Source organism: Pseudomonas sp. ASL4 (assembly GCF_056680395.1).
This window is the reverse complement of sequence record NZ_CM155280.1, coordinates 5,328,927-5,354,370: the sequence shown is the minus strand read 5'-3', so window position 1 is coordinate 5,354,370 and position 25,444 is coordinate 5,328,927. Positions and strand designations below refer to the sequence as shown.

Below are 25,444 nucleotides of genomic sequence, written 5' to 3'. Positions count from 1 at the left end.
CTCCTTTTGTCAGGCGGACAAGCCGAGGCGCAGGGCCAGGGCGGATAAGGTGATGAACAGGATTGGCACGGTCAGCACGACACCGACCTTGAAGTAGTAGCCCCAGGTAATACGCAGGCCTTTACGTTCTAGAACGTGCAGCCAGAGGAGCGTCGCCAGGCTACCGATCGGGGTGATTTTTGGTCCCAGGTCACAGCCGATGACGTTGGCGTAGATCATGGCGTCGCGCACCACGCCAGTGGCGTCGCTCGCCTGAATGGACAGCGCGCCCACCAGTACCGTGGGCATGTTGTTCATGCCCGAGGACAGCGCTGCCGTCAGAAAGCCGGTTCCCAGCGCGGCGCCCCACACGCCGTAGTTGGCCAGGTAGTTCAGGGCTGTGGTCAGGTAGAGGGTCAGGCCTGCGTTTTTCAGTCCATAAACAACCAGGTACATGCCCAGCGAAAAGATCACCACTTGCCACGGCGCCTCGCGCAACACCCGCCGCGTCGAAATCACATGGCCGCGTGCAGCCACGGCGAACAGCGCGGCAGCACAGACGGCGGCAATCGCACTGATGGGAATGCCCAGCGGCTCCAGTGCAAACAGGCCGACCAGTAACACGACCAACACACACCAGCCGACTCGAAACGTCAGCGGGTCTCGCACCGCGAGACGCGGATCTTGAAGCTCTTGGACGTTGTAGCTGCGCGGTATATCGCGCCGGAAAAACACGTACAGCGCGCCCAGCGTGGCAGCCACTGCCACGAGGTTGACCGGCACCATCACCGAGGCGTACTCGCTGAAGCCCAGGCCGAAGTAGTCGGCCGAAACAATGTTGACCAGATTCGACACCACCAGCGGCAGGCTGGCCGTATCGGCGATAAAGCCAGCGGCCATGACAAACGCCAACGTAGACGCCGGCGAAAAGCGCATCGCGATCAGCATCGAGATAACAATCGGGGTCAGAATCAGTGCTGCGCCGTCATTGGCAAACAGGGCTGATACGGCGGCGCCAAGCAGTATCGTAAAAGCGAACAGGCGACGACCATCGCCTTTGGCCCAACGCGCCACATGCAAAGCAGCCCACTGAAAGAAGCCCGCTTCATCCAGCAACAAACTAATGATGATGACCGCGATAAACGTGGCGGTCGCGTTCCAGACAATGCCCCACACCAGTGGAATGTCGTCCAGCGTCACCACGCCTGTGGCCAGCGCCAGAATGGCACCCAACGATGCACTCCAGCCAACGTCCAAGCCCTTGGGTTGCCAGATGACCAAGACAATGGTGAATAGAAAAATCGAAACCGCAGCCAACATGAGAGCGCTCGATGAGTAAGAGAGTCAGCAGCACGCTGCAGTATTGAGAGGCCGGTCGCCCATCTGTCTGAGCCGGGCGCTGTTTTCTTCAAGCCAGTCGGCGTTGGCTTGCAGCGTGGTCTCAAGGACAGCGCGTACCCAGGCAGGCAGTTCGGGATTGAGTCGGTAATACACCCATTGCCCCTGGCGTCGATCAAGCAGCAAGCCGCACGCCCGCAGTTGTGCCAGGTGACGAGAGATCTTCGGCTGACTGTCGTCCAGGGCACAGACCAGCTCGCAGACGCATAACTCGCCTTCACGGGTGATCAGAAGGGTGGCGCGGGCGCGGGTCTCGTCGGACAGGCATTTATAGATGGCTGGAGGGCTGAGCATGGGGCTGCCTATAATGTGTGGAAATCCGAATATACGGATATCCATATGTATTGCGCAAGACGCTTTTTTGTTTGAGTTGAGGCAGGACTCCTCTCGCTGGAGTGAAATGTACGCAACGACAAATGACCGGGTTTGAATCAGCACATCGAAAAAGCTGTCGCTGCTATTCGAAACCTTCCTGATCTTCCGTTTACCTCAAGTCCTTCGGCATTAAAGATCCTGATTTTCGAGGTGTTTTTGGAAAGCCCCAAGCGCCGTACTGATCTGTGGGCCCATCACAGGATCATCGGCAATGCTTTCGGCACTCAACTGGGTGGACAGGAGGTTAACCGTAATTGACGCTTCCTCAATGAGGCGAGCTGACATCGTATCTAAAACCAGCCGCAGTGCGGCCTGCGCATGGCTGGCTCTGGGCGAGGCGTTGAAAAGTGCGACCGATTTGCCCGGGAAGGCTTCACTGCTGACGAGCCAATCGAGCATATTTTTGAACGAGCCCGGAATCCCTCGAGCGTATTCCGGGCATGAAATCAGAAGCCCATCGGTCTGGGCGATAATCGAGTGTAATTCCAGGATTTTCTCAGGAGGATGTTCAATCAAGTCCGGGTTGAAGTGCGGTAGCTCACCGATCCCTTCGTAATGCGTGATCAAGACCCCTTTGGGGCGCAAAAGCTCGGTTGCACGTAGCAAAATCGAGTTGGAAGAGGCCTGGCGCAGACTTCCTGAGACCGCAAGCAAATGCACCATTTCAACACCATCCGTGATTTATAAGTCGGTGGAGTTTCGCACGAGGCAGACATGACTGCCATCGCCCCACCCAGTACTCGCCCCTTCGCCAACCATTCGTCCAATCGATAGTCATCATCAAAAAAAGCGAGTTTCGTTTTTCCAGCAACGGAGGAGGATAGCGCTATACCGATCTCGCTTCTGAAGGAACCTGCGCGATGAGAATCTCAACTGTTTTGGCCCTTATCGCCGTACTGACCAGCGGTTTTGCCGCCACCGCCCCGGCCTACGCTGGCGACCCACAAGCCTGCCATTTCCTGCCGATGGGCGACAGCAGCGCCAACCTGAAGCATTCCCAGTCGGTGGGTGTGCTCTACAGCGAAAACACCGTCAACACTATCGAATACCTTGAGCGTTACCATTCTGTTGCGGTGAACGGCAGCAAGAACCCTGCACTCGATTCGCGCATCAGCAACGCGTTCGTCAGCAGCTCTGATCCGAAACTGGCGATCAACTGGCTGATGAGTTCGCTGCAAAAAGAATTCGCCTCGGTGACCGTCTACGACAACCTCGACGCACTGGTGCAAGCGCACCCGGACGTGGTGGTGATGCTTGACACCTACAGCCGTCTGGTCAGCAAACGCAATGATCAGGTCGAAGCACGGTTCCTCGCCAAGTTCTACGATTCGAACCTGCAATACATCGGCCAGGCCGAAGGCTCCCGTGAACAGAAAATGCCTTCGGTATGGGTTCACGGCAAAGCAGCGTCGGAGATTGCTGCGCAGATCGACCAGCAAACCGCATTGCAAGTGAACGCCTTGAAGCAGTTCGATGCGTCGCTCAAAGCGTTGGTGACCTCGGGCAATGTGGCTCAGGTGGCGAACAACTGAGGATGCGGTTATCTGGCTGTTGCGCTCAGGAGTTTTGCACGATACTGGCTGCCCATCATGATAGTCAGAGCGCAAATGATGCCCGTATCACCTGATCAAAATCCGTCGCTTGTTCTGGTCCCTGCTCAACAAAACGACCTGGACCCACTTGTCGCCATTCGAATTGAGGCCATGCGCGAAAGCCTCGAGCGCGTCGGGCGATTTGATCCGGTGCGTGCGCGTGAACGTTTTGCCAGCGGCTTTGACCCCACTAGCACACGTCACATCGAAGTGGCCGGTGAGCGGGTTGGTTTTGTGGTGGTCAAGCATCACCTCAATGAACTGCTGCTTGATCACTTGTATGTGAAACCGGGGGCGCAGGGATCAGGGATTGGCGCCGCTGTTCTTGCTCATGTTTTCCAAGAGGCGGATGCAGCCGCGCTGCCTGTCAGGGTGGGCGCGCTCAAGGAAAGCGCTTCCAACCGCTTCTACATCCGCCATGGCTTCCAATTCGTGGAAAGCGCTGAATTCGACCATTACTATGTTCGGCCGAGCGTTCCTGCAACTCGTCCAGCCGATTAGCCTGCGGTCATCCGTTGGCTACGTTTAACCACACCGACACACGCAAACCGCGGTTTTGTACCTCATCGGCGAAGCCCAGGCTAACCCGTGCCCCGGTACGCTGCGCAATCGCCTGAACAATGGACAACCCCAGCCCGGACCCAGCCTCATCGGTCCCCAGGCTGCGATAAAACGGATCAAACACCCGCGCTCGCTCTTCCACCGCGATCCCTGGCCCCGAGTCCTTGATCTGCAGCAGCGCCGTGCCGTTATCCATGACCACAGAAAGGTCAATCCGGCCACCCTCCGGTGTATAGCGGATCGCGTTGTCCACCAGGTTCTTGACCAGTGTCATCAGGTCCATTTCGTTGATCAGTACTCGCACGTCTTGCTCACCCTCGACGCCAACGTCGAGGTGTTTTATATCGGCCAGCGGCAACAGATCTTCCAGCACTCGACGATAGACCTCATGCACCGAAACCGGCGACGTCGGCGCGCTGGTTTCGGCTTGCACCTTGGCCAGGGTCAGCAGTTGATCAATCAGGTTTCTGCCGCGCTCAATGCCCCGGCGCAATGGCACCAGACGCTCATGGGCCACGGCCGACATATCGGCGCCAGACAGGCGTTCGGCCTGCAAGGAGAGGGCGGTCAGCGGTGATCGAAGTTCGTGGGCTGCGTCGGCGACGAAGCGGCGCTGGGTTTCCATCGCATTCGCCACACGTTCGAGCAAGCGATTGATCGCCACCACAAAGGGCCGGATCTCGGTCGGCAAATGGCTTTCGTTGATTGGATGCAGTTCCTGCTCGGCGCGCTGATCGATTTCAGAAGAGAGTGTCGCGATGGGTCGAAACAGCTTGCGCACCAGGTCGCCGACCACCAGCAACAGCACCGGAAATAAAATCAAAAACGGCAGCAGACTGCGCCAGGCACTTTCGCGGGCGTCCTTGTCACGGGCGCCGGTTTCCTGGCCAACGGCAATGCGTTCGCCACGGGCGGTGGTCCTGACCAGCACGCGAAACGCTTCGCCGCCGACATTCACCGTGGACAAGCCATCGGCCAGCGTCGTCGGGAAGGGCAGCGGTGCAGTGTCGTCATCGTTACCGGAGGCTTTGTTGCCATCGGCCAGGTGCTGAATGATCAGCCGGGATTCTTCATCGTCGCCGGCAATGCCTTTGCCTTCGGGATATTTCAGCGTCATGTGTTGCCGATCAAACAGCACGGCCACCTGGCGCAAGGTGTCATCCTGCATTTCGTGGGCTTCGTCGAACGCGGAAATGAACGCAAAGACGCCGGCCACAATCGCGACGATCAGGATCGCCAGCGACAGGGTGACGGACAGCCTGAGTTGTACCGATTCGCTCAAGCGTTTTTTGAAACCATCCATCCCACACCCCTAACGTTCTTGATGACTTGGCTACCCAACTTGCGCCGCAATGCATGGATCAAAAACTCCACGGCGTTGCTTTCCACTTCATTGCCCCAGCCATAGAGGCGGTCTTCGAGTTCGCTGCGCGAAAGGATCGCGCCCGGCCGGATCAACAACGCCTGCAGCAGGGCGAACTCGCGGGCCGAAAGCTGCACGCCGGGACTCTCTGCGGTCGAGGCTTCTTTGCTGACCAAGTCCAGCGACACCACGCCGTTGTCGAGCACGGACAGGGCGCTGCCGCCCTTGCGCCTTAAAACCGCGCGCATGCGCGCCAGCAACTCGGCCATGTCGAAGGGTTTGAGCAGGTAGTCGTCTGCACCGCCATCGAGGCCGCGCAGCCGGTCGTCGAGGCTGTCTCGGGCGGTGATGATCAGTAACGGCACGGGATTGTTGTTGGCGCGAATGCGGGTCAACACGTCGAGGCCGTCCTTGCCGGGCAAACCGAGGTCGAGCAGCACCAGGTCGTAGTGTTGAGTCTCCAGCGCCGCCAGGGCGGTGAGGCCGTTCTTCACCCAGTCGGCGGCATAACTCGCATCGTTCAGTGCACCGTGGATTGCATCGCCAATCATCGGGTCGTCTTCGACCAGCAGTATCCGCATGTCCCGCTCCGGCAAAAAAAAGGCGCGAGGGTCATGACCCGCGCGCCTGTATTGAAGCATCTGTGCCCGGTTACTGCTTCCCTTTCATCGAGTCGAAAGCCTTCAGCAAGTCATCCATCGCAGCTTTGCAGTCGCTCTGCTTCGGGCTGCTGGCACGCACGGCATCGAGGGCGCGGTCGATGGCTTTGTCTACCACGTGCCAGTCGCTCGCGGCGCGGGGCTTGATGCCGGCTTCTGCCGAGTCCCAGGAGGTTTCCAGGTCCTTGATGCGGGCCTTGGCGGCGGGCAGATCGTTTTTGTCGACCAGGCCGGCAACGTCGGCGGCGATGTTGCGGAACTCGGACAAGTCGCCCAGTTTAGAGGCCGAACCCTGGGTCATCTCGACCGCCGAAGTCGTATCGGCCTTGGGTTTGTCGGCCGGTTTCGAGCAACCGGTGGCGATGCTCAGCATGAAAATGGCCGAGACAATGCACACGTGACGAATGAGGTTTTGAACGTGGCGCATGGTGATTCCTTAATGGCTTTTGAATGAGTTATTGAGTGATTGCTTTACGATTGCCGACGCTCATTTGCGCTACGGCGACCAGAATGACGATGACGCAGAGGAACAGCGCGCTGGTCCACATGGCACCCATGCCGAGGCCGCCATAGGTTTTGGCCTGGGTCAGCAAGTCGCCCAGGGACGCACCGAATGGGCGGGTCAGGATGTAGGCGATCCAGAAGGTCAGCACCACATTGCCGCCCAAGCGCCAGGCCAACAGGGTGGCGGCGATCAGCGCGCCGAAAATTACCGCGCCGAGGGTGAAACCCAATCCCAGTGCTTCGGTGGCCAGGTCACCTGCCGCGGTGCCGAGGGCAAAGGTGCAAAGTACGGTTGCCCAATAGAACAGCTCGCGCCGTGGCGTGACGATTTCGCGGATCGACAGGCTGTGTTCCACCCGGTACCAGACCCAAAAGTTGACCGCCAGCAGCACCGAAAAAATCGCCGTGCTGGTGTACAGGCTGACGTCGAGCTTGTCGGTCAGGATGTCAGTGATCTGCGTGCCGACGATGCTCACCAGCACCACGGTCAACCAGTAAATCCAGGGTGTATAGGCCTTGGTCCGCAGTTGGCAGAACAGCGCGATCGCCAACAGGACCGCCATGCCGATACTGGTCCAGCCCGCACCGAAGCCGGCATCGACGGCCAGGAAATCGGCGCCGGTTTCGCCCACGGTGGTGGACATGATCTTGATCACCCAGAACGACAGGGTGACCTCGGGGACTTTGTTGAGCCAGCCGGCTAGGGTCGGATTCATCTGGATTGTCTCTCCTGAGCAAGTGCTTTAAGTGCGTGAGGGAGAGGCTACGGGCCGAAACTTAGCTGAGACTGAGGCGCGGGAAATTAATCGGGTGGTGCAGCTGAATTGTGTTTGCCTGGCGCTTTGGCTAATCTCGCATAAACCCGCAAAAGCAGGCATTACCATGCAAGGTCAGCATTCCATCGCCGAGCTTCCTTCGTTGCGTCGGCAGAAAATCCTGTTGATCCTGGAGCGTGACGGCAAGGTCATGGCGTCCGAGCTCAGTCAGCATTTCGCTGTGTCCGAAGACACCATCCGCCGCGATCTGGCAGAACTGGACAACGCCGGCCTGGTGCAGCGGGTGCATGGCGGGGCGCTGCCGCGACCCAAGGACACCGGCAAGGACTTCTTCACCCGGGTCGGCGAAACCGATGAGGTGAAAACGAACCTCGCGCAATTTGCTGCCCGGCGCGTGCAGGATGGCCAGATTGTGATGTTCGATTCCGGCTCCACGACGCTGCAGATCGCCCGGTCGCTGCCAGCAGACATCACCATCACTGCGGTCACGGCTTCACCGATGATCGCGATCACCCTGGCCGAATACAAAGGCATCAAAGTGATTCTGGCCGGCGGTCAGCTCAACCCGGCCACGATGTCGGCGAGTGGGCATGAAACCCTGCGATTGCTTCAGGGCATCAAGGCTGATCTGGTGTTCACCGGTGTGTGCGCGATTCACCCCGACGTCGGCATCAGCTCGCTGCATTTCGATGAGGTGCCGGTGAAGCAGGCGATGCTCGACAGCGCTGCCCATGTGGTGGCCGTCACCACGGCGGACAAGCTGGGTGCGGTAGAACCCTTTGTTGTCGCGCCTTGCGGGCGCATCCATACGCTGATCACCGAGCGTCATGTGGCCTCGGGCGATATCGAGTCTTATCGACGGCTGGGGATCGAAGTGGTGCAGATGGACGCATGAAGCGCCTCGAGCATTCAACCTCTGAGCCGTTAAGTCAGGTTGTGTGAGTCAGCCAGTTAACAAACAGAGCGAACGCTGAATAACCTGTGGCGAGGGAGCTTGCTCCCGTTGGGCTGCGCAGCGGCCCCAACGTCTATAAACCGCTGCCGATTTTTGTGAGTGCTGCGCACTCAAGCGCGAGCAAGCTCGCTCGCCACAGGTTTAGCGGTTATGTCGCAGCAACTCGATCTGCTCTGCCGGGATCAGCGTCCTCAAGGTTTTGTAGAGGGCACGGGTTTCCAGCAGGTTCCATACCCGCAGCATGGTTTCCAGGGCATCCAGCGGTTTACTGATGAAGTCCTTGGCGCCCAACGCCAGGGCGCGCAGGCGAGTGTCGCGGGTGGCGTCGGCGGTGAGCACGAGGATCGGCAGGTATTCGCCGTGCGGGATGCGTCGGTTGAGTTGTTCGAGTACCGCAAAGCCATCGAACTCCGGCATGTGCAGGTCGAGAATGACCAGGTCCGGCTCGAAGCTGTTGAACAGGTCCAGGGTTCGCAGCGGCTGGGTGCTGCTCAGCACGTTGGTCAGTCCCTCGCGCACCAATAGTTGTTCCACCAGATCGAGATTGGGCCGTTGGTCGTCGATGATCAGAATGCGCAGGTCGGTGTTCACACGGGCTCCGGAAAATACTGGTCGAGGTGGGCGAGGAACGAGGGGACGTGAATCGGTTTGGTCAGAACCGCCGTCGCGCCGGCTTCGCACAAGGCCAAATGGGTGAGGTCGCTGGCGTCGGCGGTGATCATCAGCACCGGCGTGGTCCGGGTGATCACCGACTGGCGCAAACGCTGCAGAACGTTCAGCCCGTCGATGTCCGGCAGTGAGACGTCGAGCAGAATCAATCGCGGCGCGTGTTGCGCGGCCAGGTCCAGCCCCAGTTGGCCTTGCATGCTCGACAGCAACTTTATCCCCGGCCGGCGTTGCAGCAAGGTTTCGATCAGCGCCAGGCTAGAGAGGTTGTCTTCGATGCACAACACCTTGCCCTGAATGTCAGGGCCGGCGAGGGTGGGGGTCAGTGGTGGCTGCTCGACGGGCGCAGCAGCGGCGGTTTGCTGCAGGCGCACAAAGGGCAATTCCAAGGTAAATCGGGAACCGGCGCCGGGTTGGCTTTGCACGTTCAGGCTGCCGTTCATCATCTCCAGTAGGTTCTTGCTCAGCGCCAGGCCGAGGCCGCTGCCTTCCACGTTCGGGTCGGTCTCGAGGCGTTCGAAGGGCTTGAACAGCTGACCCAAACGATCAGCCGCAATGCCCTTGCCGGTATCGCTCACAGACACGGCAATACGTTGTTGATCGATCGCGACCTCGATACTCACCTGACCCTGAGGCCGGTTGTACTTGATGGCATTGGACAGCAAGTTCAGCAACACCTGAGTCAGGCGTTGTCGATCCGCGACGATTGCTTGGTCAGCGGCCATCGTCGGCAATGGAACCAGATGGATGCCAGCGTCGGCGGCCATCGGTGAGACCAGATTCAGGGCTTCTTGCAGCGCAATCGCCAAGGGCACCGACTCGATGTTCAGTGGCAGGCGTCCGGCTTCGATCTTGGCAATGTCGAGCACTTCGTTGATCAGCGTCAGCAGGTGCTGGCCGGCGCGCAGGATGTGACCGATCTGGGCCTTTTGCCCGGGCGGCGAATCCATGTCCAGCAACTGCGCAAAACCCAGGATCGAGTTCAGCGGCGTGCGCAGTTCGTGGCTCATGCGCGAGAGGAATTCGCTTTTGGCCCGGCTGGCGCGCTCGGCTTCTTCGCGGGCGGTGCGCAGCGCAATTTCGGCGGCGCGGCGGTCGGTAATGTCCCGGGTGATCTTCGAGAACCCACGCAACGCTCCGCTGCTGTCGTATTGCGCAGTAATCACCACGCTGGCCCAGAAGCGGCTGCCATTCTTGCGAATGCGCCAGGCTTCTTCCATGTAGTGACCGTTGCGCGTGGCCTCACGCAGGGCCATGTCGGGATGCTGCGGGCACTCTTGCGCGAGGTAGAACACCGAGAAATGCTGGCCGATGATTTCCTGTTCCGTGTAGCCCTTGATCCGCTCGGCACCGGCGTTCCAACTGGTGACATAGCCTCGGGTGTCGAGAGCGAAAATCCCGTAGTCCTTCACGCCGTCGATGATCAGTCGCAAGCGTTCTTCGTTGTCACGCAATGCGCGCTCGCGTTCGGCCAGTAGCAGGCCGGCCTCCACCAGGCGGGTGCCCAACTGACCAATCTCATCGTTCTCCGGCGGTTGCGGCAGCAACGGCTTACCGAGGGCCAGGCGTTGGGCATTACCCTGGACTTTCTGCACTCGGGCAACGATGCCCTTGGACAAAAACAGCACCGCGACAATGGCGCCAAACAGTCCGCAAAGGGCCGCCAGTAACGTCGAGAACAACAGCCGTTGGCGGGTCGCAGACGCGGCGGCAGTGCGCTCGGCCAGCAACGTGTCCTCAAGGGTGAGCATGGTGCTGATGTGTTCGCGCAATTCGTCGAGGATGTGTTTGTTGCTGATCAGGATGCTGGTGATCGCTTCGGGTCTGGCGTCGCGATCACGGAGCATTTCCTCCAGTCCTTCGACTTTGTTGTTGATCAGCGGCGTGATCGCGGTGAGCTGCGCGCGCACCCGTTCATCGCGCACGTTGCTGTCGAGCCGACGCAGGGCTGATTCGATCAGCGGCTTGGCTTTCAGGTAACCCGGCAGGAAATCTTCGCGATGGGTCAGCAGGTAGCCGCGCACGCTGGCGGCCGCTTCGGCGAGCAGGGTGTGCACAGTCTGGATGTCGCCTTGAACCAGCAACACCCGACGCACGTCTTCTTCGGCGCGGGCGGTCTGGCGCTCGGTGATGTAGATCAGCACCAGCGACAACAACAGCACCACCAACGGCAGGGAAATCACCACCAGGGCTTTGCCCCGCAGTGGCAGATCGGCCCAGCGTCGGGCGTAAAACACCTTCATGGTTGAGTCACCAGGCCCAACGCAATTCCGCGCACGGCAGCCTGGGTCCGATCTGCCGCCCCGAGTTTGCCAATGACCCGTTCGACGTGGGCTTTGGCGGTGCCGGTGGTAATCCCCAGTTGCTCGCCAATTTGACGATTACTCATACCGTTGGCCACCAGCGCGAGGACCTGGCGTTCCCGTGCGGTCAGGTTTTCGGACGGTGTGCTGCCACTGGCATTGCGCTCGGTCATGCGCCGTAGCAGACGGGCGCTGACTGCACTATTCAGGGCTTCTTCGCCAGCGGCGACCCGCTGCAAGGCGTCGATCACTTCATCACGGCTGGCGTCTTTGAGCAGGTAGCCCACGGCGCCGGCATTCATCGCCGCTTCGAGGTGATCGGGGCTGTCGTCCATGGTGAAAATCACCACTTTCAATGCCGGCAGGCGTTGTTGAAGCAGGCGTGCGGCGCCGAGGCCGTTGAGCACCGGCATGCGAATGTCGAGGATGACGATGTCGGGCAGCAGCTGTTCGCACAGTTCGACCGCTTCCTGGCCATCACGGGCCTGACCAACCACTTCGAATTGCGGATGACCGGCCAGCAGCGCGACGAAACCGGTGCGTGTGACTTCGTGATCGTCGGCCAGCACCAGGCGTAAGGCTTGGCTCATTGCGGTGTTCCATTCAGGTCAAAAGGTACGCTGACGCGCAGGTGCGTTCCGCATTCGGCACTGCTGACACAGGTGAGTTGCCCGCCCAGCAGGCTCGCGCGCTCCTGCATGGCCGCCAGCCCCAAGTGCCGGGCGCCGGCCGTGTCGAGGCGTTGTTCGACGGCAAACCCTTTGCCGTTGTCGTCCACCCGCAGCAAGGCCTGGCCTTCGTGCAGTTCCAGTGCCAGTTGTGCGTGGCTGGCGTGCGCGTGTTTGAGGATGTTGTTGATCGCTTCCTGGGCGATCCTGAACAAGGCGATTTCCACCTGGCTGGGCAACCGCGCCTCGCAGCGGGTGACCCATTGCACGCTGATCCCGGCATCGCGCAGGCGATCGGCTTCTTTGTCGACGGCTTTGAGCACACCGAAATCGTCGAGCACTGTCGGACGCAAGCCGCCGATCAGTTGCCGGCCTTCCACCACGCAATGCTGGGCCAGCGCCAAAATGGCCTGCAGGTCTGCACCCAAGGTGTCCGGCAGTGTCGGGCAGCGTCCGGCAAAACCTTGCAGGCGCTGGTGCAGCCCGGCGAGGGTTTGGGCCAAGCCGTCATGCAGGTCGTAGGCCACGCGTTTGCGTTCGTCTTCCTGGGCGCGAAACAACCGGTTGACCAGGTCCGACAGCGTGCGATCCCGCGTCTTGAGCGTCGTCAGCAGTCGATCGTTTTCAAGGTGCGCGGCCAGCAGGGTGGCGAGCAAGTGCAGGGATTCGATGTCTTCGTTGTCGGGCGCCCGCAGGCTGACGCTGTTGGCCAGCACCAGTGCGCCAAAGGCATTGCCGTCGCCGCCGCGCAACGGCACCCGCAGCACGTTGGGCAAGGCATCCCCCGGACGATCCTGCCAGCACGGCGTGCGCATTGTGCTGTCGGCAACCGCTTCCAGGCTGTTCACTTGATCGAGGCTGCCATGTCGGGCGGTGATACTGACGCGGCCGCCGGCGTCCCATTCCAGCAGCAGCCCGTGGTCCATCGCAAGGAACGCGCAAGCCCGGGCCAACACGCATTGGCGCATGGCGTCCGGGGCCAGTTGGGTCAACGCTTGCCCGGTGTCCACCAACAATCGCAGGCGCGCCGCGCGACTTTGGGATTGTCGATACTCAGTGCGAAAGGACAGGGCGCTACCGGGGTCGTGCGGTGGGCTTTGCATGGTTCGGCTCCGGATTTAGACAGGCCCGCGGGCGCACGGGAAAGTCATTAAACCTTGTTAACGGGGGCGGGCGCTATCTGCCGAATGGCATAGGCAAATGACTCCGGTTGGCCGATGTCGCACGCTTGGCGAGTCGGCAAAGTGTGCTCATCGACCACCCCTGGAGCATCGTAATGAAATTGAAGATCCCGGCCATCGCCCTGTTTTTTGCCCTCAGCGCCCCGTTTGCACACGCAGCAGAGCCGGCCCCGCACGTTTACCGGTCGGTCGCCAAACAGCCGGTTAATGCCAAAGACCGGGAAATCGCTGGGCTGTTTGACCGCTGGAACAGCGCCTTGAAAACCGGCGATGCGCAGAGTGTGACCGCCCTGTACGCACCGAATGCTGTGCTGCAACCGACGGTGTCCAATCAGGTGCGCACCACGCCCGCAGAGATCAAGGACTACTTTGATCACTTCCTGCCGTTGAAACCGGTGGGCCAGATCAACTACCGCGAGATCCGCCAACTGGGCAGCAACGTGGCCATGGACAGCGGCGTCTACACCTTCACCCTGACCGAGCCAACCGACAAGACCAAGCATGTGCAGGCGCGCTACACCTTCGTTTACGAACAGGTCGATGGTCAGTGGAAGATTCTCAACCACCACTCTTCGGCAATGCCGGAAGCGCAGGCGCAACACGCGTCGAAGTGATCGTGAACCCAGCGTCCATACCCTTCGAGGGTGGACGCTTTTTGCGATCCGCTAGCGCAACAGGTGCACGGCCAGACCGATCAGCGCACAGCCGATCAAGACCTCGATCACCCCGCGCTTGAAGCGAAACAACGCAATCGCTGCCGCAATGGCAATCAGCAACGAAGGCCAGTCGAGGTGACCGCTGAAGCCATTCGGCCACAGCACGTGGTAGCCGAAAAAGCACGCCAGGTTGAGGATTACCCCGACCACAGCGGCGGTAATCGCGGTCAGCGGTGCGGTGAATTTCAGTTCGTTATGCGTCGATTCCACCAGCGGTCCGCCGGCGAGGATGAACAGGAATGAAGGCAGGAACGTGAACCAGGTCACCAGCGTGGCGGCGAGAGCGCCGGCCAGAAACACGTGGTCGGCACCGAACACCTGTTGCACATAACCCCCGATGAAACCGACGAACGCCACCACCATAATCAGCGGTCCGGGGGTGGTTTCGCCCAGTGCCAGGCCATCGATCATCTGCGTCGGCGTGAGCCAGCCGTAATGGCCGACCGCGCCCTGATACACATACGGCAGCACGGCGTAGGCGCCGCCAAACGTCAGCAATGCGGCTTTGGTGAAGAACCAGCCCATCTGGGTAAAGGTGCCATCCCAACCGAACAGCGCGGTGAGAATGCCCATTGGCACCAGCCACAAAACGGCGCCGACGACGGACAGTCGCAACAGTTTTATCGCGCTGAAACGCGCATGTTCAGGTGTCGGGGTGTCGTCATCAATCAATGCCGTGCCGTAGGATTTTTGCGCTGCACTGTGGCCGCCAGTCTTGAACGTTTCCGGCGCCAGACGTCCGCCGAGATAACCGATAACCGCAGCCCCCAGCACAATCAACGGAAACGGCACATTGAAGGCGAAAATCGCCGCGAACGATGCCGCCGCGATGCCCCACAACCAGTTGTTCTTCAGCGCCCGTCCGCCGATTCGATGGGCCGCTTGCAGCACAATCGCAGTCACCGCGGGTTTGATTCCATAAAACAGCCCGGCCACCACCGGCACGTCGCCGAAGGCGATGTACATCCACGACAACCCGATCAGGATGAACAGCGACGGCAGCACAAACAGCACACCGGCAATCACGCCGCCCCAGGTCCGGTGCATCAGCCAGCCGATGTAGGTCGCCAACTGCTGCGCCTCCGGGCCCGGCAGCAGCATGCAGTAGTTGAGTGCATGCAGAAAGCGCCGCTCCGAGATCCAGCGTCGGCGCTCGACCAGTTCCTGGTGCATGATCGAAATCTGCCCGGCCGGGCCGCCGAAACTGATGAAACCGAGTTTGAGCCAGAAGAGGAAGGCTTCGCGCAGGGGAATTGCCTGAGGTTTTGGTTGAGCCTGTTCGAGTACGTCACTCAAGAGAGGAGCCTTTTTTCAGAGACCGGCGGGTTGCTTACAGTAGCGGGGAAGGGCCGGTTCGGATAGTCGGATAGTCGGCTAGGGGCGTGAGGTGGGCGTCGTGGGTGTCGGGCAGGGGCGGACTTCTCGAAATGGCAGCGCGGTGCGCCATTTTAGAGGCCCGGCGGTTCAGAGATTAGTCAGCTAAAAGGCATTTACCCTATTAGGGTGGCTCATGAATCGAGCCACCTGTGAGAACTCTAGCCAGGCAAACCCTGTGGCGAGGGGCTTGCCCCCGTTGGGTCGCGAAGCGGCCCCGGCATTCTTCCAGTCTTACCGTGCAAGCAGGTATTGCGACTGCTTCGCAGTCGAACGGGGGCGAGCCCCCTCACCACAGGTTTTGGTGAATGCTCAGGTGTGGGGCGCTTCAGCCCTTATAACGCAACGCATCCAGCAACAGCGCAAACGCCGGTGACGCCTGCCGGCGGCTCGGGTAGTAGAGGTGGAAACCGGCAAACTGTGGGCACCAATCTTCAAGCACTCGCACCAATCGGCCATCCGCCAGGTGCGGCGCCACCAGGTCTTCAGGGATGTAACTCAAGCCGAATCCATCCAGCGCCGCGTTCAGGAGTTGATAAACACCGTTGAACGTCACCTGGCCAGACACCCGAACATTCAGGCTTTCCCCGGCCTTTTTAAACTCCCAGGCGTACAAGCCACCGTTGGTGGGCAGCCGCAGGTTGTTGCATTGATGCTCAGTCAGGTCGCGAGGTGTCTGGGGACTCGAGCGGTCGGTAAAGTAGGCCGGCGAACCCACCACGGCCATGCGCATGTCTGGGCCGATACGGGTGGCGATCATGCCTTGGGCGACGTCTTCGCCCAGGCGCACACCGGCATCGAAACCTTGCGCGGCGATGTCGACAAAGCTGTAGTCGCAACAGACTTCGACCGAGATGTCCGGGTATTTCGCCAGGAACGGTTTCAACACCGGCCACAGGATGAACTCCAGCGCGTGGTCCATCGCGTTGAGGCGAATATTGCCGGCCGGTGTGTCGCGCAGGTCGCTGAGGGCCGCCAGCTCAATTTCGATTTCTTCGAAGTGCGGGCCGATGGTTTCCATCAGCCGTTGCCCGGCTTCGGTCGGCGACACGCTGCGGGTGGTGCGGGTCAGCAGACGCAATCCCAGTCGCGCTTCCAGGCCACGAATCGTATGGCTCAGCGCCGATTGTGAAACCCCCAGTTTGGCGGCGGCCTTGGTGAAACTCCGCTCCCGCGCAACCGCCAGGAAGGCGAGCAGATCATTGGCGTTTTCCCGCAACATCCATGAGTCCCCCTCATAAGTCTTTTCGAATTGTAGCGGCTAATCAGGAGAATACGCGGCTGATAGATTGAACGCACTTTCATAGGCTCAGGAGACCCCGATGCTGACCGTTACCCCCAATGGCTCTCAACCTTCGGCCAAAGGCCCCGCCGACTATTTCACCGGGACCGTGCGTGTCGATGCGCCGTTCAAAGGCACCGAACCGGCTCAGGTCAGCGGCGCCACAGTCACCTTCGAACCCGGTGCCCGTACGGCTTGGCACACTCATCCGCTAGGGCAGACGTTGATCGTCACCGCAGGCTTGGGTTGGGTGCAGGAATTGAACAAACCCGTTCAACAAGTCCGGCCGGGCGACACCGTATGGATTCCACCCCATGTGAAACATTGGCATGGCGCCACCGCTACCACCGCCATGACCCACATCGCGATTGCCGAAGTGCAGGACGGCAAAGTGGTGGACTGGATGGAGCAGGTCAGCGACACGCAATACCCTGCCGCGCAATAACCCCTTCAGATCATCGCGGGCAATTTATCCAGGATCTTGTCCAGCGTGATCGGATACTCCCGAACCCTTGCGCCGGTGGCGTTGTAGACCGCGTTGGCGATGGCCGCACTGACGCCGCACAACCCCAGTTCGCCGACACCTTTTGCCTTCATCGGCGACGAATAAGGGTCGGTTTCATCGAGGAAAATCACTTCTTGATGCGGGATGTCCGCATGCACCGGCACCTCGTAGCCAGCCAGGTCGTGATTGACGAAAAAGCCCTGGCGTTTGTCCACGGCCAGCTCTTCCATCAACGCCGCGCCCACGCCCATGGTCATCGCGCCGATCACCTGGCTGCGCGCCGAGGTCGGGTTGAGGATTCGCCCGGCGGCGCACACGGCCAACATGCGGCGTACGCGGATTTCCCCGGTGGCGCTGTCGACTGCGACTTCGACAAAGTGTGCGCCAAAGGTCGATTGCTGGAACTGTTTGGCCAGATCACCAAACTCGATCGAGTCTTCGGCGACTATTTCTCCGGCCTGCGCGGCATCGCGCAACGGCACGCTTTTATCGCCGGCGCGCACCTGGCCATCGGTGAACAGCGCATCCTCTGCGTTCAGGCCCATCTGTCGCGCGACCGCTTCGCGCAGCTTGACGCAAGCGGCATAGACGCCCGCCGTCGAGCAGTTGGCGCCGAACTGGCCGCCAGAACCGGACGACACCGGAAAGCTCGAATCGCCCAGGCGCACGACCACGTTGTCCAGCGGCACGCCCATCATTTCCGCTGCCGTCTGAGCAATGATCGTGTAGCTGCCGGTGCCGATATCGGTCATGTCGGTTTCCACGGTCACCGTGCCCTGGCCATCAAGCCGAACCCGTGCCCCGGACTTCACCAGATTGTTATTGCGAAAAGCCACGCCGACACCCATGCCGATCAGCCAGCGACCGTCACGTTGTGTGCCAGGTTGTGGGTGACGCTGGCTCCAGTCGAACTGTTCGGCGCCGGTGCGCAGGCATTCGATCAGTTGCCGCTGCGAGTAACGCCGTTCTGGATTGGTCGGGTCGACCTGGGTGTCATTGAGGATGCGGAACTCGATGGGGTCGAGGTTCAGTTTCTCGGCCATTTCGTCCATGGCGATTTCCAGTGCCATCAACCCCGGGGTTTCACCCGGTGCGCGCATGGCGTTGCCCTCAGGCAGGTCGAGGGTGGTGAGGCGCATGGAAACCACGCGGTTGGCCCCGGCGTACAGCAATTTGCTTGGCTGTGCAGCCCGCTCGACTTTGCCGCCGGGCAAGTCGCCCGACCAGCCTTCGTGGGCGATGGCGGTGATTTTGCCGTCGCGCGTGGTGCCGATACGGATTCGTTGAATGGTGGCGGGACGGTGCGTCGAGTTGTTAAACATCAGTGGCCGGGTCAGCGCCACTTTCACCGGCCTGCCGGCCATACGCGCGCCGAGGGCGGCGAGCACCGCATCAGCCCTGAGAAACAGTTTTCCGCCGAAACCGCCGCCGATGTAGGGCGAGATCAACCGCAGGTTTTTCCTTGGCATGCCCAATGTGGTCGCGATGTCGGTAGCGGCCCAGTCGATCATTTGATTGGAGGTCCATACCGTCAGTTGATCGCCGTTCCAGACCGCCGTTGAGGCGAAGGGCTCCATCATCGCGTGGGCCTGGTCGGGGGTGGTGTAGGTCGCATCCAGTTGCACCGGCGCGGCGGCAAATGCGCCCTCGAAATCGCCGTGGACAACATCTGGCATATCCTTGGGTTCCAAACCGGAGTCGCGAATGCTGGCGAGATCGAAGGCGCCGTCGGTACTGGCGTAGGTGATGTCGAGCAACTGCGCGGCGGCCCGCGCTTGTTCGAAGGTTTCAGCCACGACTAATGCGACGGCCTGGTGATAATGCTCGATGTCGGGTCCGGCGAGCAGTTTTGCGGTGTTGTATTTGCCCTTGCCGAGTTTTCCCGCATTCGCGGCGGTGACAATCGCAATCACCCCCGGCGCAGACTTCGCCTCTTCAAGGTTCATCGATGTGATGCGGCCCTTGGCGATGGCCGAGCCGACCACGAAGCCATAAGCCGGGTTCGAGGCGACGTCGTGGTGTTCGTAGGCGTAAGGCGCGCGTCCTGTGGTCTTCAAGTGCCCTTCAATACGTGTCGTTGGCTTGCCGACGACCTTCATCTGGTCGATGGGGTTGGTGCCGGCCGGGGTCTCGAACTTCATGCGTGAGTCCTCGCTTGCGCCATCACCGAAGCGAGCGTGCGCTCGACCAGCGTCAGCTTGAAGGCGTTTTGATCGGTGGGTGTGGCCCCGGCGAGCAACTGCGCCGTGACCGCTTTTGCGCCTTGGGACATGGCGGCTTCGGCGCTCTCGTTGCGCCAGGGTTTGTGCGCGACGCCGCCGAGCGCGATACGGCCTGAGCCATCGTTCTGAATGACCGCAGCCACCGAGATCAGGGCGAAGGCGTAAGAGGCGCGGTCGCGAACCTTTTGGTAAATGTGCGTGCCGCCGAGTGGTGCGGGCAGCGTGACGGCGGTGATTAACTCGTGCGCGCCGAGGGTGGTTTCGATGTTCGGTGTATTGCCCGGTAGGCGATGCAAGTCTGCAATCGGAATGCTTCGGGTGCTGCCGTCCGGGCGGACTGTCTCGACCTGTGCGTCGAGCAGCCGCATTGCTACCGCCATGTCGCTGGGATGGGTGGCGATGCAGGCTTCGCTGACGCCGATGATCCCGAGCGGGCGACTGAATCCGCCGATGGCCGAACAACCACTGCCGGGCTGGCGCTTGTTGCAGGCCTGATTCGTGTCATAGAAGTACGGGCAACGGGTGCGTTGCAGCAGGTTGCCGGCGGTGGTGGCGACATTGCGCAACTGGCCGGAAGCGCCGGCGAGCAGGGCGCGGGAGAGCACCGCATAGTCCTTTCTGATCCGCGGGTCGGCAGCCAGGTCGGTGTTTCGTACCAGTGCTCCGACTCGCAAACCACCCTCAGGCGTGGCTTCAATCCGGTCAAGAGCAAGGCCATTGACGTCGATCAGGTGCGTCGGCGTCTCGATGTTCAGCTTCATCAGGTCCAGCAGATTGGTGCCGCCGGCAATGAACTGCGAGCCGTTGATCTGCGCTGCCAATGCCGCGGCTTCGGTTGGGGACTGGGCGCGAGAATAGGTAAAGGGTCTCATGCGCTAGCCTGCGCAACGTCGGTGATGGCCTCGATGATGTTGGAGTACGCACCACAGCGGCAGATATTGCCGCTCATGCGTTCCTGCAATTCACTGGCGATCAGCCGGGGTGGTTCGGTAAGGCTGGGGCTGGCATGACTGGGAATCCCTTGGCGGATTTCCTCCAGCACGGCGACAGCGGAACAGATTTGCCCCGGCGTGCAATACCCGCACTGGTAACCATCGTGCTTGATGAAGGCCGCTTGCATCGGGTGAAGTTTTTCAGGACTGCCAAGGCCCTCGATGGTGGTGATTTTCGAGCCCTGGTGCATGACCGCCAGGGTCAGGCACGAATTGATCCGCCGACCATCGGCAATCACCGTGCAGGCGCCGCACTGGCCGTGGTCGCAACCCTTTTTGGTGCCGGTCAGTTGGAGGTGCTCACGTAGCGCGTCGAGCAGGGTGGTACGGGTATCGAGGTCCATGTCGTGCAGTTCGCCGTTGACCTCGATGGACAGTTTTGACAGGACCGGCCGCGCGGCGTTGGCGGCACTGGCTTGCGCGCAGATGAAGGGCGGCAGGGCGATGGCCGTCGCGGTCACGGCGCCGATAATTAGAAAGGTGCGGCGGGAAATCGGCTTCTGCTCACGGGCGTCCATGGGGTCGATTCCTCTATCTGGCGTTTTTCGCGCAGCAACGTGCCTGCGCCATGGCGGTACTCGTTAATAAGAGTGACCTGCGCGCGAGCGAAATGTTTTTGCGTTATTCGTCTATAGAGTTATGCGTAGGGCTCATGAATCGTCAGAACTGTAGAGCGAAGCTTGCTCGCGAAAGCGGTATATCTGTCACATCGTCGCAGGATGTGCCGCCGTCTTCGCGAGCAAGCTTCGCTCCTACAGGGGGAGGAGTGCGCTGGAGATTTATTGAGTACCAAACATCGCCGTCCAGTAAATCCCCGCATCGCTCTTCGGGTCCACCGCATACGCTGCGCCCAGTTCACGGAACTGCGGGTTCATCAGGTTGGCGCAGTGCCCTGGGCTGCCGAGCCAGCCATCGACGACTTTGCGGATGGTGTCTTGCCCGGCGGCGATGTTTTCGCCGATTTGCTGGTAACTGTAGCCGGCGAGTTCAGCGCGGTCGCCCGGCGTGCCGCCCGTGCGGTCCTTGTGGTCGAAGTAATTGTTGTTGGCCATGTCCCGACTGTGAGCTTCGGCGGCAGTGCCCAGCGTGGCATTCCAGGCCAGTGGCGCGGTGGCGGCAAACGGTTGGCCGCCGCACTGCCGCGGCTGGGCGCGGGCGGCGTTGAGCAGTTCGAGGAGTTTTTGGCCTTCGGCCGAGGCGTCGCCCAGACGCCCGCTCAACAGCGGACGAGCGAGCACAATGCGCCATTCGCTGCCGGAGCGGCTGACCCCGACATCAATGAATTGCGGGTTCAGCACCACTTGGCAGAAGCTCTCCTGCACAGCCTTCATGGCCGACTGCGCATCACGCGGGCCGGACAGGGTGATCGCCTGCACGTTGACCATCGGATAGCCCGCACGGGCCATCGACTGCTGCAGGTCAACGGCGCCGCTGGCGGGCAGGATCAGGCGCGGATCGGCTGCCAGCGGTGGCAGCTCCGGCGAAGCCTGGCCGCCGCAGCGCTGTGCCTGGCTGCGATAGGTGTTGATCGACTGAACCAACTGCGTCTCGTCAGTGGCCAGGGCCGACGTGGCAAACACCAGGCCCGACGACAACGCCGCAACACGCAAAACGGATGATAGAACGCGCATGAAAATCCCCCTTGAACGGACTGCGCCCATGATGCGCGATTTCGCCCCTCACAGGGCAACGGGTTTTTGCCGTTTGTGGGGCGTTTGATGGCGCGATTTGCCGGCTACAATTAAGCGAAGTCGGCCATCGACGTCCTACAGAGCCTGCCCATCATGCGCCTCCCGTGGATAGCAACCTGCCTCGCCCTTACCCTGCTTGCAGGCCAGGTCATCGCTGATGACCAGGAGCAAAAAAAAGAAGTCGCGGTGGACAAGGCCCAGGTCCTGGAACAGAAAGCGGCCGAGAAGGGCGGTGAAGCACCGGCGCCGAAAAAGGCCGAGACCATCACTCAGTCCGAAGTCCAGGCCGTCGACCCGACGGGCACCGCGCCAATGGACGAGGCCATCACCTGCCTGGCCCGCTCCATTTATTGGGAGGCCAAAGGCAAGGACTCCGCCGCCATGGAGGCCGTTGCCAACGTGGTAATGAATCGCCTCGGGCACGAGGGCTTTCCGGATACGGTATGCGGGATCGTCAAGCAAGGCTCGGAAAAGCATGCCTGCCAGTTTTCCTGGTGGTGTGACGGCAAGCCAGACACGGCCCAGGAAGAAGCGCCTTACGCGATCGCCAAGGAAATCGCCAGAAAGGCGCTGAACAAACAGCTACCGGATCGCACCCACGGCGCGATGTATTTCCATGACAGGACGGTGAAGCCGAATTGGGCGCATCAATACATCAAAACCGCCCAGGTCGGGCTGTTCACGTTTTACAAACCCCATGACGGTTCGGCGAAGTAGCGTTTCTCGCTCAGACGTGACTCAGCGCAATGGCGAAAGACACCACGATCATGCAGGCAATCGCCAAATTGAAGTTCATGAGAGAGTCGTCCGAGCGGTTAGGGGAGCGGCTATCGTGAACAGGTCGAGGCGAAATGAAAAATTCGCTTTGGTGATTTGTATGATCGAAAAAAATGATGGGTTATCGGCGAGGGTGCAATATCTGCACTGACTGTCAGTCCGCCTTCGCGAGCAAGCCCGCTCCCACAGAGGATGTATGACCGACACAGATCCAATGTGGGAGCGGGCTTGCTCGCGAAGGGGCCATCAGCGCCTATTCAGTAAGCCCGCCAATGCCCCGGCACCCACATCCACTGATTGTGCCCCCAACGATAATGCCCGGCTACCCAGTGGTAACCCGGTGCCGGCATGACCGGCACGACTTCAACCAGCGGCGGCGGCCGGTGCGGGCGTGCTGGCTCGACGATGCAGCCTGACAGGGTAATCGCCGTGAGACTGGCGACGATGAGCGTCTTGAATGTTCGCAGCATGGCTGGATTCCTGGTTTTCATACTTGCGAGCGCCTGAGTGGCAGGCTCGCAAAGGTTTAACGTCGGCCGACGGAAAATCCGTCGCCAGCGGCTAATTCTTGTTGGCGGCCTTGCCCTTGGCGTTACCCCGCGCATACAGCGAATCAGCGAGGGTTTGCCGCTCTTTGGCCGGCAATGTGGCGGCGAAGTCCGCCAGGTTGGCGTCGACCTTCGCCCGCAGCGTGATGTCCGCGTCACGGGCCTTGGCCAGATCGCTGTCCAGCGCGGCGCGATCCAGCGTCGGCGCTTGTAGCTGACGCACCACGTCGAGCCGCGCATCGCGGCTGGCGGCGATCAATGCCTGATTCTCGTCTCGAGTCTGGCGCAGCAACTGGCGCAGTTGATGGCGTTTGGCGGGCGGCAACTGCAACATCACCTGGCGCACGCCGTGTTGCGGCAATACCAGCGCGGGTTTGGCCTGGCTGTGCCACTGATAGTAACCGCCGACCGCGCCGCCGATCAGGAACACGTTGAGCACTAGCGACACCGCCAGCAGGGCTTTGAAATGCTTGGGTGGCTGGGTCACTGGTCACTCTCCTCGGCGTTGATACTCATGACGATATCGGCATCGCTCTGCTCAAAAATGCTGGGCAGGGCTTCGGATGAGCTCGGCAACGGCAGGCCCAATGAAACCACCAGCATCCCCGCCGCAATGCCGGCCAGGCCAGCGCCGACGAAACCGATACGTGACAGCCAGCCCGGATGCCGGCCCCAGAACGACGGCGGTGCGGCCGCTGGCGCTGATGCGACGATGCGCCGAATCAGCTCCGGCGTCGGTGCGGCGACCCGATGGCTATCGAGCAGACCATCGAGCCAGCGCGCCTGGTTCAAGGCTTCAAGTAACTCGGCGTTGCCCTCGGCGAGTAACGCCTGAGCGCCGGCGCGCTCAGAGGCGGGCCAGCGTTGCAGGTCGGCGCCGTAGGCATCGGCCAGATGAGTGAACCGTTCGGGCGTCATCTTTTTCCCCTCCTTAGGCGCGCGGGGTCGTGGGCATCGACCAGATGATTGCGCAAGTTGCGCCGTGCCCGCGACAGCAGGCTTTCCAGTGCATCGACGGTAATGTTCATCAGCGCCGCCGCCTCGATGTTCGACAGGTCCTGGTAATAAGTCAGCACGATGGCTTCGCGCTGGCGGTCGGGCAACGCGGCCAGTGCAGCCGCCATCAGTTCGTTGCGCGCGCTGGCTTCCAGTTGCTCTTCCGGCAGCGGCGCAGGGTCCACCGGCTCGGGCAACTCATCGTTGTCTGGCAGGGGTTGTTCTTTGCGACTGCGCAAGCGGTCGTAGCACAGATTGAGCGCGACCCGATGCAACCAGGTGTCAAACCGTGCCTGCCCGCTACGCCAGTTCGCGGCCTGTTTCCAGATCCGCAGAAAGCTTTCCTGAGCGACGTCTTTCGCTTCATCGGCATCGCCCAGCAAACGACTGGCGAGTGCCAGCAGACGGGGCAGCTTGCGCGACACCATCTCGTTGACGGCCTGTGCCTCGTTGTTGCCGATACGGGCCAACAACTCGACGTCCGGATCAGTTTCGTTCAAATGACAGCTCTCGGTCCGGTGGCGGGATCAGATTGTGCCGGGCAGGGAAGGGGACGAACCCGGTTCGTCCCGTGCCGATACACCCGTGGGATCAACGTACCCAGCGCCCTTCGATCCAGTACCAGTTCGGCCCGCGCGCTTCCCAATGACCGGGCATCCAGCGTCCGCCGTGGTGCATCCGCTGCCAATGACCGGGCGCCCAGACATAACCGCGACCGTCCCAGCGCCAGTGGCCGTTATCCCAGGCATAACCGGGACGTGCCATGGGCACCTGCTCCATGCGCACGGGCGGTGGCGCCTGGCGAATGATGATCTCGGGCTGAGCAAACACCGGCGTGCTCGCCAGCGCCGCCAGCGCCAGGGGAATGAGCAAAATCTGCCGCAACTTGATCAGGGGGTGCACAACTTTCATGACAACTCCTCAAGGCTTGCATCCGAAAGTGGATGTTGCTGATGAGTTGAACGCCGGATCGGCAAAAGATCCGTCGCACGGAATATGAAATTTTTTTCAGGTTGGGGCGCGACGGATATCGGAGGGCAACCCGTTCAATCAATAACCGCCAGCGCAGCGTTTTGTGCCGGCATTTATGATTGACCCAAGAGGAATCGACCATGTCCCGCCCTTTGAAACTGTTTGCCTGTGTAGCCGTATTCCTGACCTTGAACGGTTGCGTCTATTGGGGGCATCCGCACCGTTGCTGCTGGCGGTATGACGCTGTTGAGGTGCGTTGAGTTGGGTGAACTGGGTTTAGTTGAATTGAGTTGAACTGAGTCTGTGGCGAGCGAGCTTGCTCGCGCTTGAGTGCACAGCGCTCTCATCAGGGTCTGCTGTGCAGGCCGGCGCAAGCAAGCTCGCTCGCC

28 protein-coding genes are annotated in these 25,444 nt (G+C 60.9%); 6 read left to right on the top strand and 22 right to left on the bottom strand.

The window, feature by feature from the left end; translation table 11 throughout:
- Positions 1-9 precede the first annotated feature (9 nt).
- From AC1MEW_RS24225 to AC1MEW_RS24215, 3 genes are all read right to left on the bottom strand, one after another.
- Positions 10-1,299, bottom strand: coding sequence for an arsenic transporter (locus AC1MEW_RS24225; RefSeq protein ID WP_480423833.1), 1,290 nt, complete (start codon positions 1,297-1,299; stop codon positions 10-12).
- A gap of 24 nt (positions 1,300-1,323) precedes the next feature.
- Entirely contained in the window at positions 1,324-1,671 is a 348-nt protein-coding gene (locus AC1MEW_RS24220) for a metalloregulator ArsR/SmtB family transcription factor (protein WP_201256659.1), read from the bottom strand.
- Between the two features lie 210 nt (positions 1,672-1,881).
- Complete coding sequence (locus AC1MEW_RS24215; RefSeq protein WP_480423831.1) at positions 1,882-2,415, bottom strand: NADPH-dependent FMN reductase; 534 nt, start codon at positions 2,413-2,415, stop codon at positions 1,882-1,884.
- 197 nt (positions 2,416-2,612) lie between these two features.
- Here AC1MEW_RS24215 and AC1MEW_RS24210 point away from each other — a divergent pair, with 197 nt between their 5' ends.
- Both AC1MEW_RS24210 and AC1MEW_RS24205 read left to right on the top strand, forming a co-directional pair.
- A complete protein-coding gene (locus tag AC1MEW_RS24210) occupies positions 2,613-3,284 on the top strand; it encodes an ATPase (RefSeq protein ID WP_201256661.1) in 672 nt (223 codons plus the stop codon).
- A gap of 78 nt (positions 3,285-3,362) precedes the next feature.
- Positions 3,363-3,845, top strand: coding sequence for a GNAT family N-acetyltransferase (locus tag AC1MEW_RS24205; RefSeq protein ID WP_480427324.1), 483 nt, complete (start codon positions 3,363-3,365; stop codon positions 3,843-3,845).
- Positions 3,846-3,852: 7 nt separating this feature from the next.
- Here AC1MEW_RS24205 and AC1MEW_RS24200 read toward each other — a convergent pair whose 3' ends face one another.
- From AC1MEW_RS24200 to AC1MEW_RS24185, 4 genes are all read right to left on the bottom strand, one after another.
- Positions 3,853-5,208, bottom strand: coding sequence for an ATP-binding protein (locus AC1MEW_RS24200; protein ID WP_201256663.1), 1,356 nt, complete (start codon positions 5,206-5,208; stop codon positions 3,853-3,855).
- A complete protein-coding gene (locus AC1MEW_RS24195; protein ID WP_201256664.1) occupies positions 5,184-5,849 on the bottom strand; it encodes a response regulator in 666 nt (221 codons plus the stop codon). Before AC1MEW_RS24195 ends, AC1MEW_RS24200 begins: the two co-directional genes overlap by 25 nt.
- A 70-nt stretch (positions 5,850-5,919) precedes the next feature.
- The gene (locus tag AC1MEW_RS24190; RefSeq protein WP_201256665.1) at positions 5,920-6,354 is read right to left on the bottom strand and encodes a hypothetical protein; all 435 of its coding nucleotides are present in this window, start codon (positions 6,352-6,354) and stop codon (positions 5,920-5,922) included.
- A 28-nt stretch (positions 6,355-6,382) separates the two neighbouring features.
- Positions 6,383-7,147, bottom strand: coding sequence for a COG4705 family protein (locus AC1MEW_RS24185; protein ID WP_201256666.1), 765 nt, complete (start codon positions 7,145-7,147; stop codon positions 6,383-6,385).
- 166 nt (positions 7,148-7,313) lie between these two features.
- Between AC1MEW_RS24185 and AC1MEW_RS24180 the strand changes: the two genes are divergently transcribed.
- Positions 7,314-8,102 carry a DeoR/GlpR family DNA-binding transcription regulator gene (locus AC1MEW_RS24180; protein WP_323570336.1) on the top strand — a complete coding sequence of 263 codons (789 nt, stop codon included), beginning with the start codon at positions 7,314-7,316 and terminating at the stop codon, positions 8,100-8,102.
- Positions 8,103-8,303: 201 nt separating this feature from the next.
- Here the strand turns inward: AC1MEW_RS24180 and AC1MEW_RS24175 are convergent, their stop codons facing one another.
- From AC1MEW_RS24175 to AC1MEW_RS24160, 4 genes are read right to left on the bottom strand one after another with little or no spacing between them, the layout of a single operon-like run.
- Complete coding sequence (locus AC1MEW_RS24175) at positions 8,304-8,753, bottom strand: response regulator (RefSeq protein ID WP_201256668.1); 450 nt, start codon at positions 8,751-8,753, stop codon at positions 8,304-8,306.
- A complete protein-coding gene (locus tag AC1MEW_RS24170; protein ID WP_480423829.1) occupies positions 8,750-11,071 on the bottom strand; it encodes an ATP-binding protein in 2,322 nt (773 codons plus the stop codon). Before AC1MEW_RS24170 ends, AC1MEW_RS24175 begins: the two co-directional genes overlap by 4 nt.
- Positions 11,068-11,721: a response regulator gene (locus AC1MEW_RS24165; RefSeq protein ID WP_480423828.1), complete on the bottom strand. Its 654-nt coding sequence runs from the start codon at positions 11,719-11,721 to the stop codon at positions 11,068-11,070. Before AC1MEW_RS24165 ends, AC1MEW_RS24170 begins: the two co-directional genes overlap by 4 nt.
- The gene (locus tag AC1MEW_RS24160; protein WP_201256671.1) at positions 11,718-12,902 is read right to left on the bottom strand and encodes a sensor histidine kinase; all 1,185 of its coding nucleotides are present in this window, start codon (positions 12,900-12,902) and stop codon (positions 11,718-11,720) included. Before AC1MEW_RS24160 ends, AC1MEW_RS24165 begins: the two co-directional genes overlap by 4 nt.
- A 173-nt stretch (positions 12,903-13,075) precedes the next feature.
- On the opposite strand from AC1MEW_RS24160, the gene AC1MEW_RS24155 reads away from it, so the two are divergent.
- Positions 13,076-13,594, top strand: coding sequence for an SgcJ/EcaC family oxidoreductase (locus AC1MEW_RS24155; protein WP_480423827.1), 519 nt, complete (start codon positions 13,076-13,078; stop codon positions 13,592-13,594).
- Positions 13,595-13,645: 51 nt separating this feature from the next.
- On the opposite strand, the gene chrA is transcribed toward AC1MEW_RS24155, so the two are convergent.
- Both chrA and AC1MEW_RS24145 read right to left on the bottom strand, forming a co-directional pair.
- Positions 13,646-14,992, bottom strand: a complete 1,347-nt coding sequence (gene chrA / locus AC1MEW_RS24150) for a chromate efflux transporter (protein ID WP_201256673.1) — start codon at positions 14,990-14,992, stop codon at positions 13,646-13,648.
- A gap of 406 nt (positions 14,993-15,398) precedes the next feature.
- Positions 15,399-16,292, bottom strand: a complete 894-nt coding sequence (locus tag AC1MEW_RS24145; protein ID WP_480423826.1) for a LysR family transcriptional regulator — start codon at positions 16,290-16,292, stop codon at positions 15,399-15,401.
- 100 nt (positions 16,293-16,392) lie between these two features.
- On the opposite strand from AC1MEW_RS24145, the gene AC1MEW_RS24140 reads away from it, so the two are divergent.
- Entirely contained in the window at positions 16,393-16,797 is a 405-nt protein-coding gene (locus AC1MEW_RS24140; RefSeq protein WP_480423825.1) for a (R)-mandelonitrile lyase, read from the top strand.
- Positions 16,798-16,802: 5 nt separating this feature from the next.
- Here the strand turns inward: AC1MEW_RS24140 and paoC are convergent, their stop codons facing one another.
- The 4 genes from paoC to AC1MEW_RS24120 all read right to left on the bottom strand — a co-directional run bounded on the left by paoC (position 16,803) and on the right by AC1MEW_RS24120 (position 21,702).
- A complete protein-coding gene (gene paoC, locus AC1MEW_RS24135) occupies positions 16,803-18,998 on the bottom strand; it encodes an aldehyde oxidoreductase molybdenum-binding subunit PaoC (RefSeq protein WP_480423823.1) in 2,196 nt (731 codons plus the stop codon).
- Complete coding sequence (locus AC1MEW_RS24130) at positions 18,995-19,951, bottom strand: FAD binding domain-containing protein (RefSeq protein ID WP_480423822.1); 957 nt, start codon at positions 19,949-19,951, stop codon at positions 18,995-18,997. Before AC1MEW_RS24130 ends, paoC begins: the two co-directional genes overlap by 4 nt.
- A complete protein-coding gene (gene paoA / locus AC1MEW_RS24125) occupies positions 19,948-20,589 on the bottom strand; it encodes an aldehyde dehydrogenase iron-sulfur subunit PaoA (protein WP_322268189.1) in 642 nt (213 codons plus the stop codon). The genes AC1MEW_RS24130 and paoA overlap by 4 nt, the downstream gene beginning before the upstream one ends.
- Positions 20,590-20,850: 261 nt before the next feature.
- Entirely contained in the window at positions 20,851-21,702 is an 852-nt protein-coding gene (locus tag AC1MEW_RS24120) for a CAP domain-containing protein (protein WP_480423820.1), read from the bottom strand.
- A 153-nt stretch (positions 21,703-21,855) separates the two neighbouring features.
- On the opposite strand from AC1MEW_RS24120, the gene AC1MEW_RS24115 reads away from it, so the two are divergent.
- Positions 21,856-22,479: a cell wall hydrolase gene (locus AC1MEW_RS24115; protein WP_480423819.1), complete on the top strand. Its 624-nt coding sequence runs from the start codon at positions 21,856-21,858 to the stop codon at positions 22,477-22,479.
- A gap of 317 nt (positions 22,480-22,796) precedes the next feature.
- On the opposite strand, the gene AC1MEW_RS24110 is transcribed toward AC1MEW_RS24115, so the two are convergent.
- The 5 genes from AC1MEW_RS24110 to AC1MEW_RS24090 all read right to left on the bottom strand — a co-directional run bounded on the left by AC1MEW_RS24110 (position 22,797) and on the right by AC1MEW_RS24090 (position 24,995).
- Entirely contained in the window at positions 22,797-23,009 is a 213-nt protein-coding gene (locus AC1MEW_RS24110; protein WP_322268191.1) for a YXWGXW repeat-containing protein, read from the bottom strand.
- 91 nt (positions 23,010-23,100) lie between these two features.
- Positions 23,101-23,574: a periplasmic heavy metal sensor gene (locus AC1MEW_RS24105; protein ID WP_322268192.1), complete on the bottom strand. Its 474-nt coding sequence runs from the start codon at positions 23,572-23,574 to the stop codon at positions 23,101-23,103.
- Complete coding sequence (locus tag AC1MEW_RS24100; protein WP_322268193.1) at positions 23,571-24,005, bottom strand: hypothetical protein; 435 nt, start codon at positions 24,003-24,005, stop codon at positions 23,571-23,573. Before AC1MEW_RS24100 ends, AC1MEW_RS24105 begins: the two co-directional genes overlap by 4 nt.
- Positions 24,002-24,583 carry an RNA polymerase sigma factor gene (locus tag AC1MEW_RS24095; protein WP_322268194.1) on the bottom strand — a complete coding sequence of 194 codons (582 nt, stop codon included), beginning with the start codon at positions 24,581-24,583 and terminating at the stop codon, positions 24,002-24,004. Before AC1MEW_RS24095 ends, AC1MEW_RS24100 begins: the two co-directional genes overlap by 4 nt.
- Positions 24,584-24,674: 91 nt before the next feature.
- Positions 24,675-24,995 (bottom strand): YXWGXW repeat-containing protein, encoded by a 321-nt coding sequence (locus AC1MEW_RS24090; protein WP_322268195.1) that lies wholly within the window; start codon positions 24,993-24,995, stop codon positions 24,675-24,677.
- Positions 24,996-25,444: the final 449 nt, after the last annotated feature.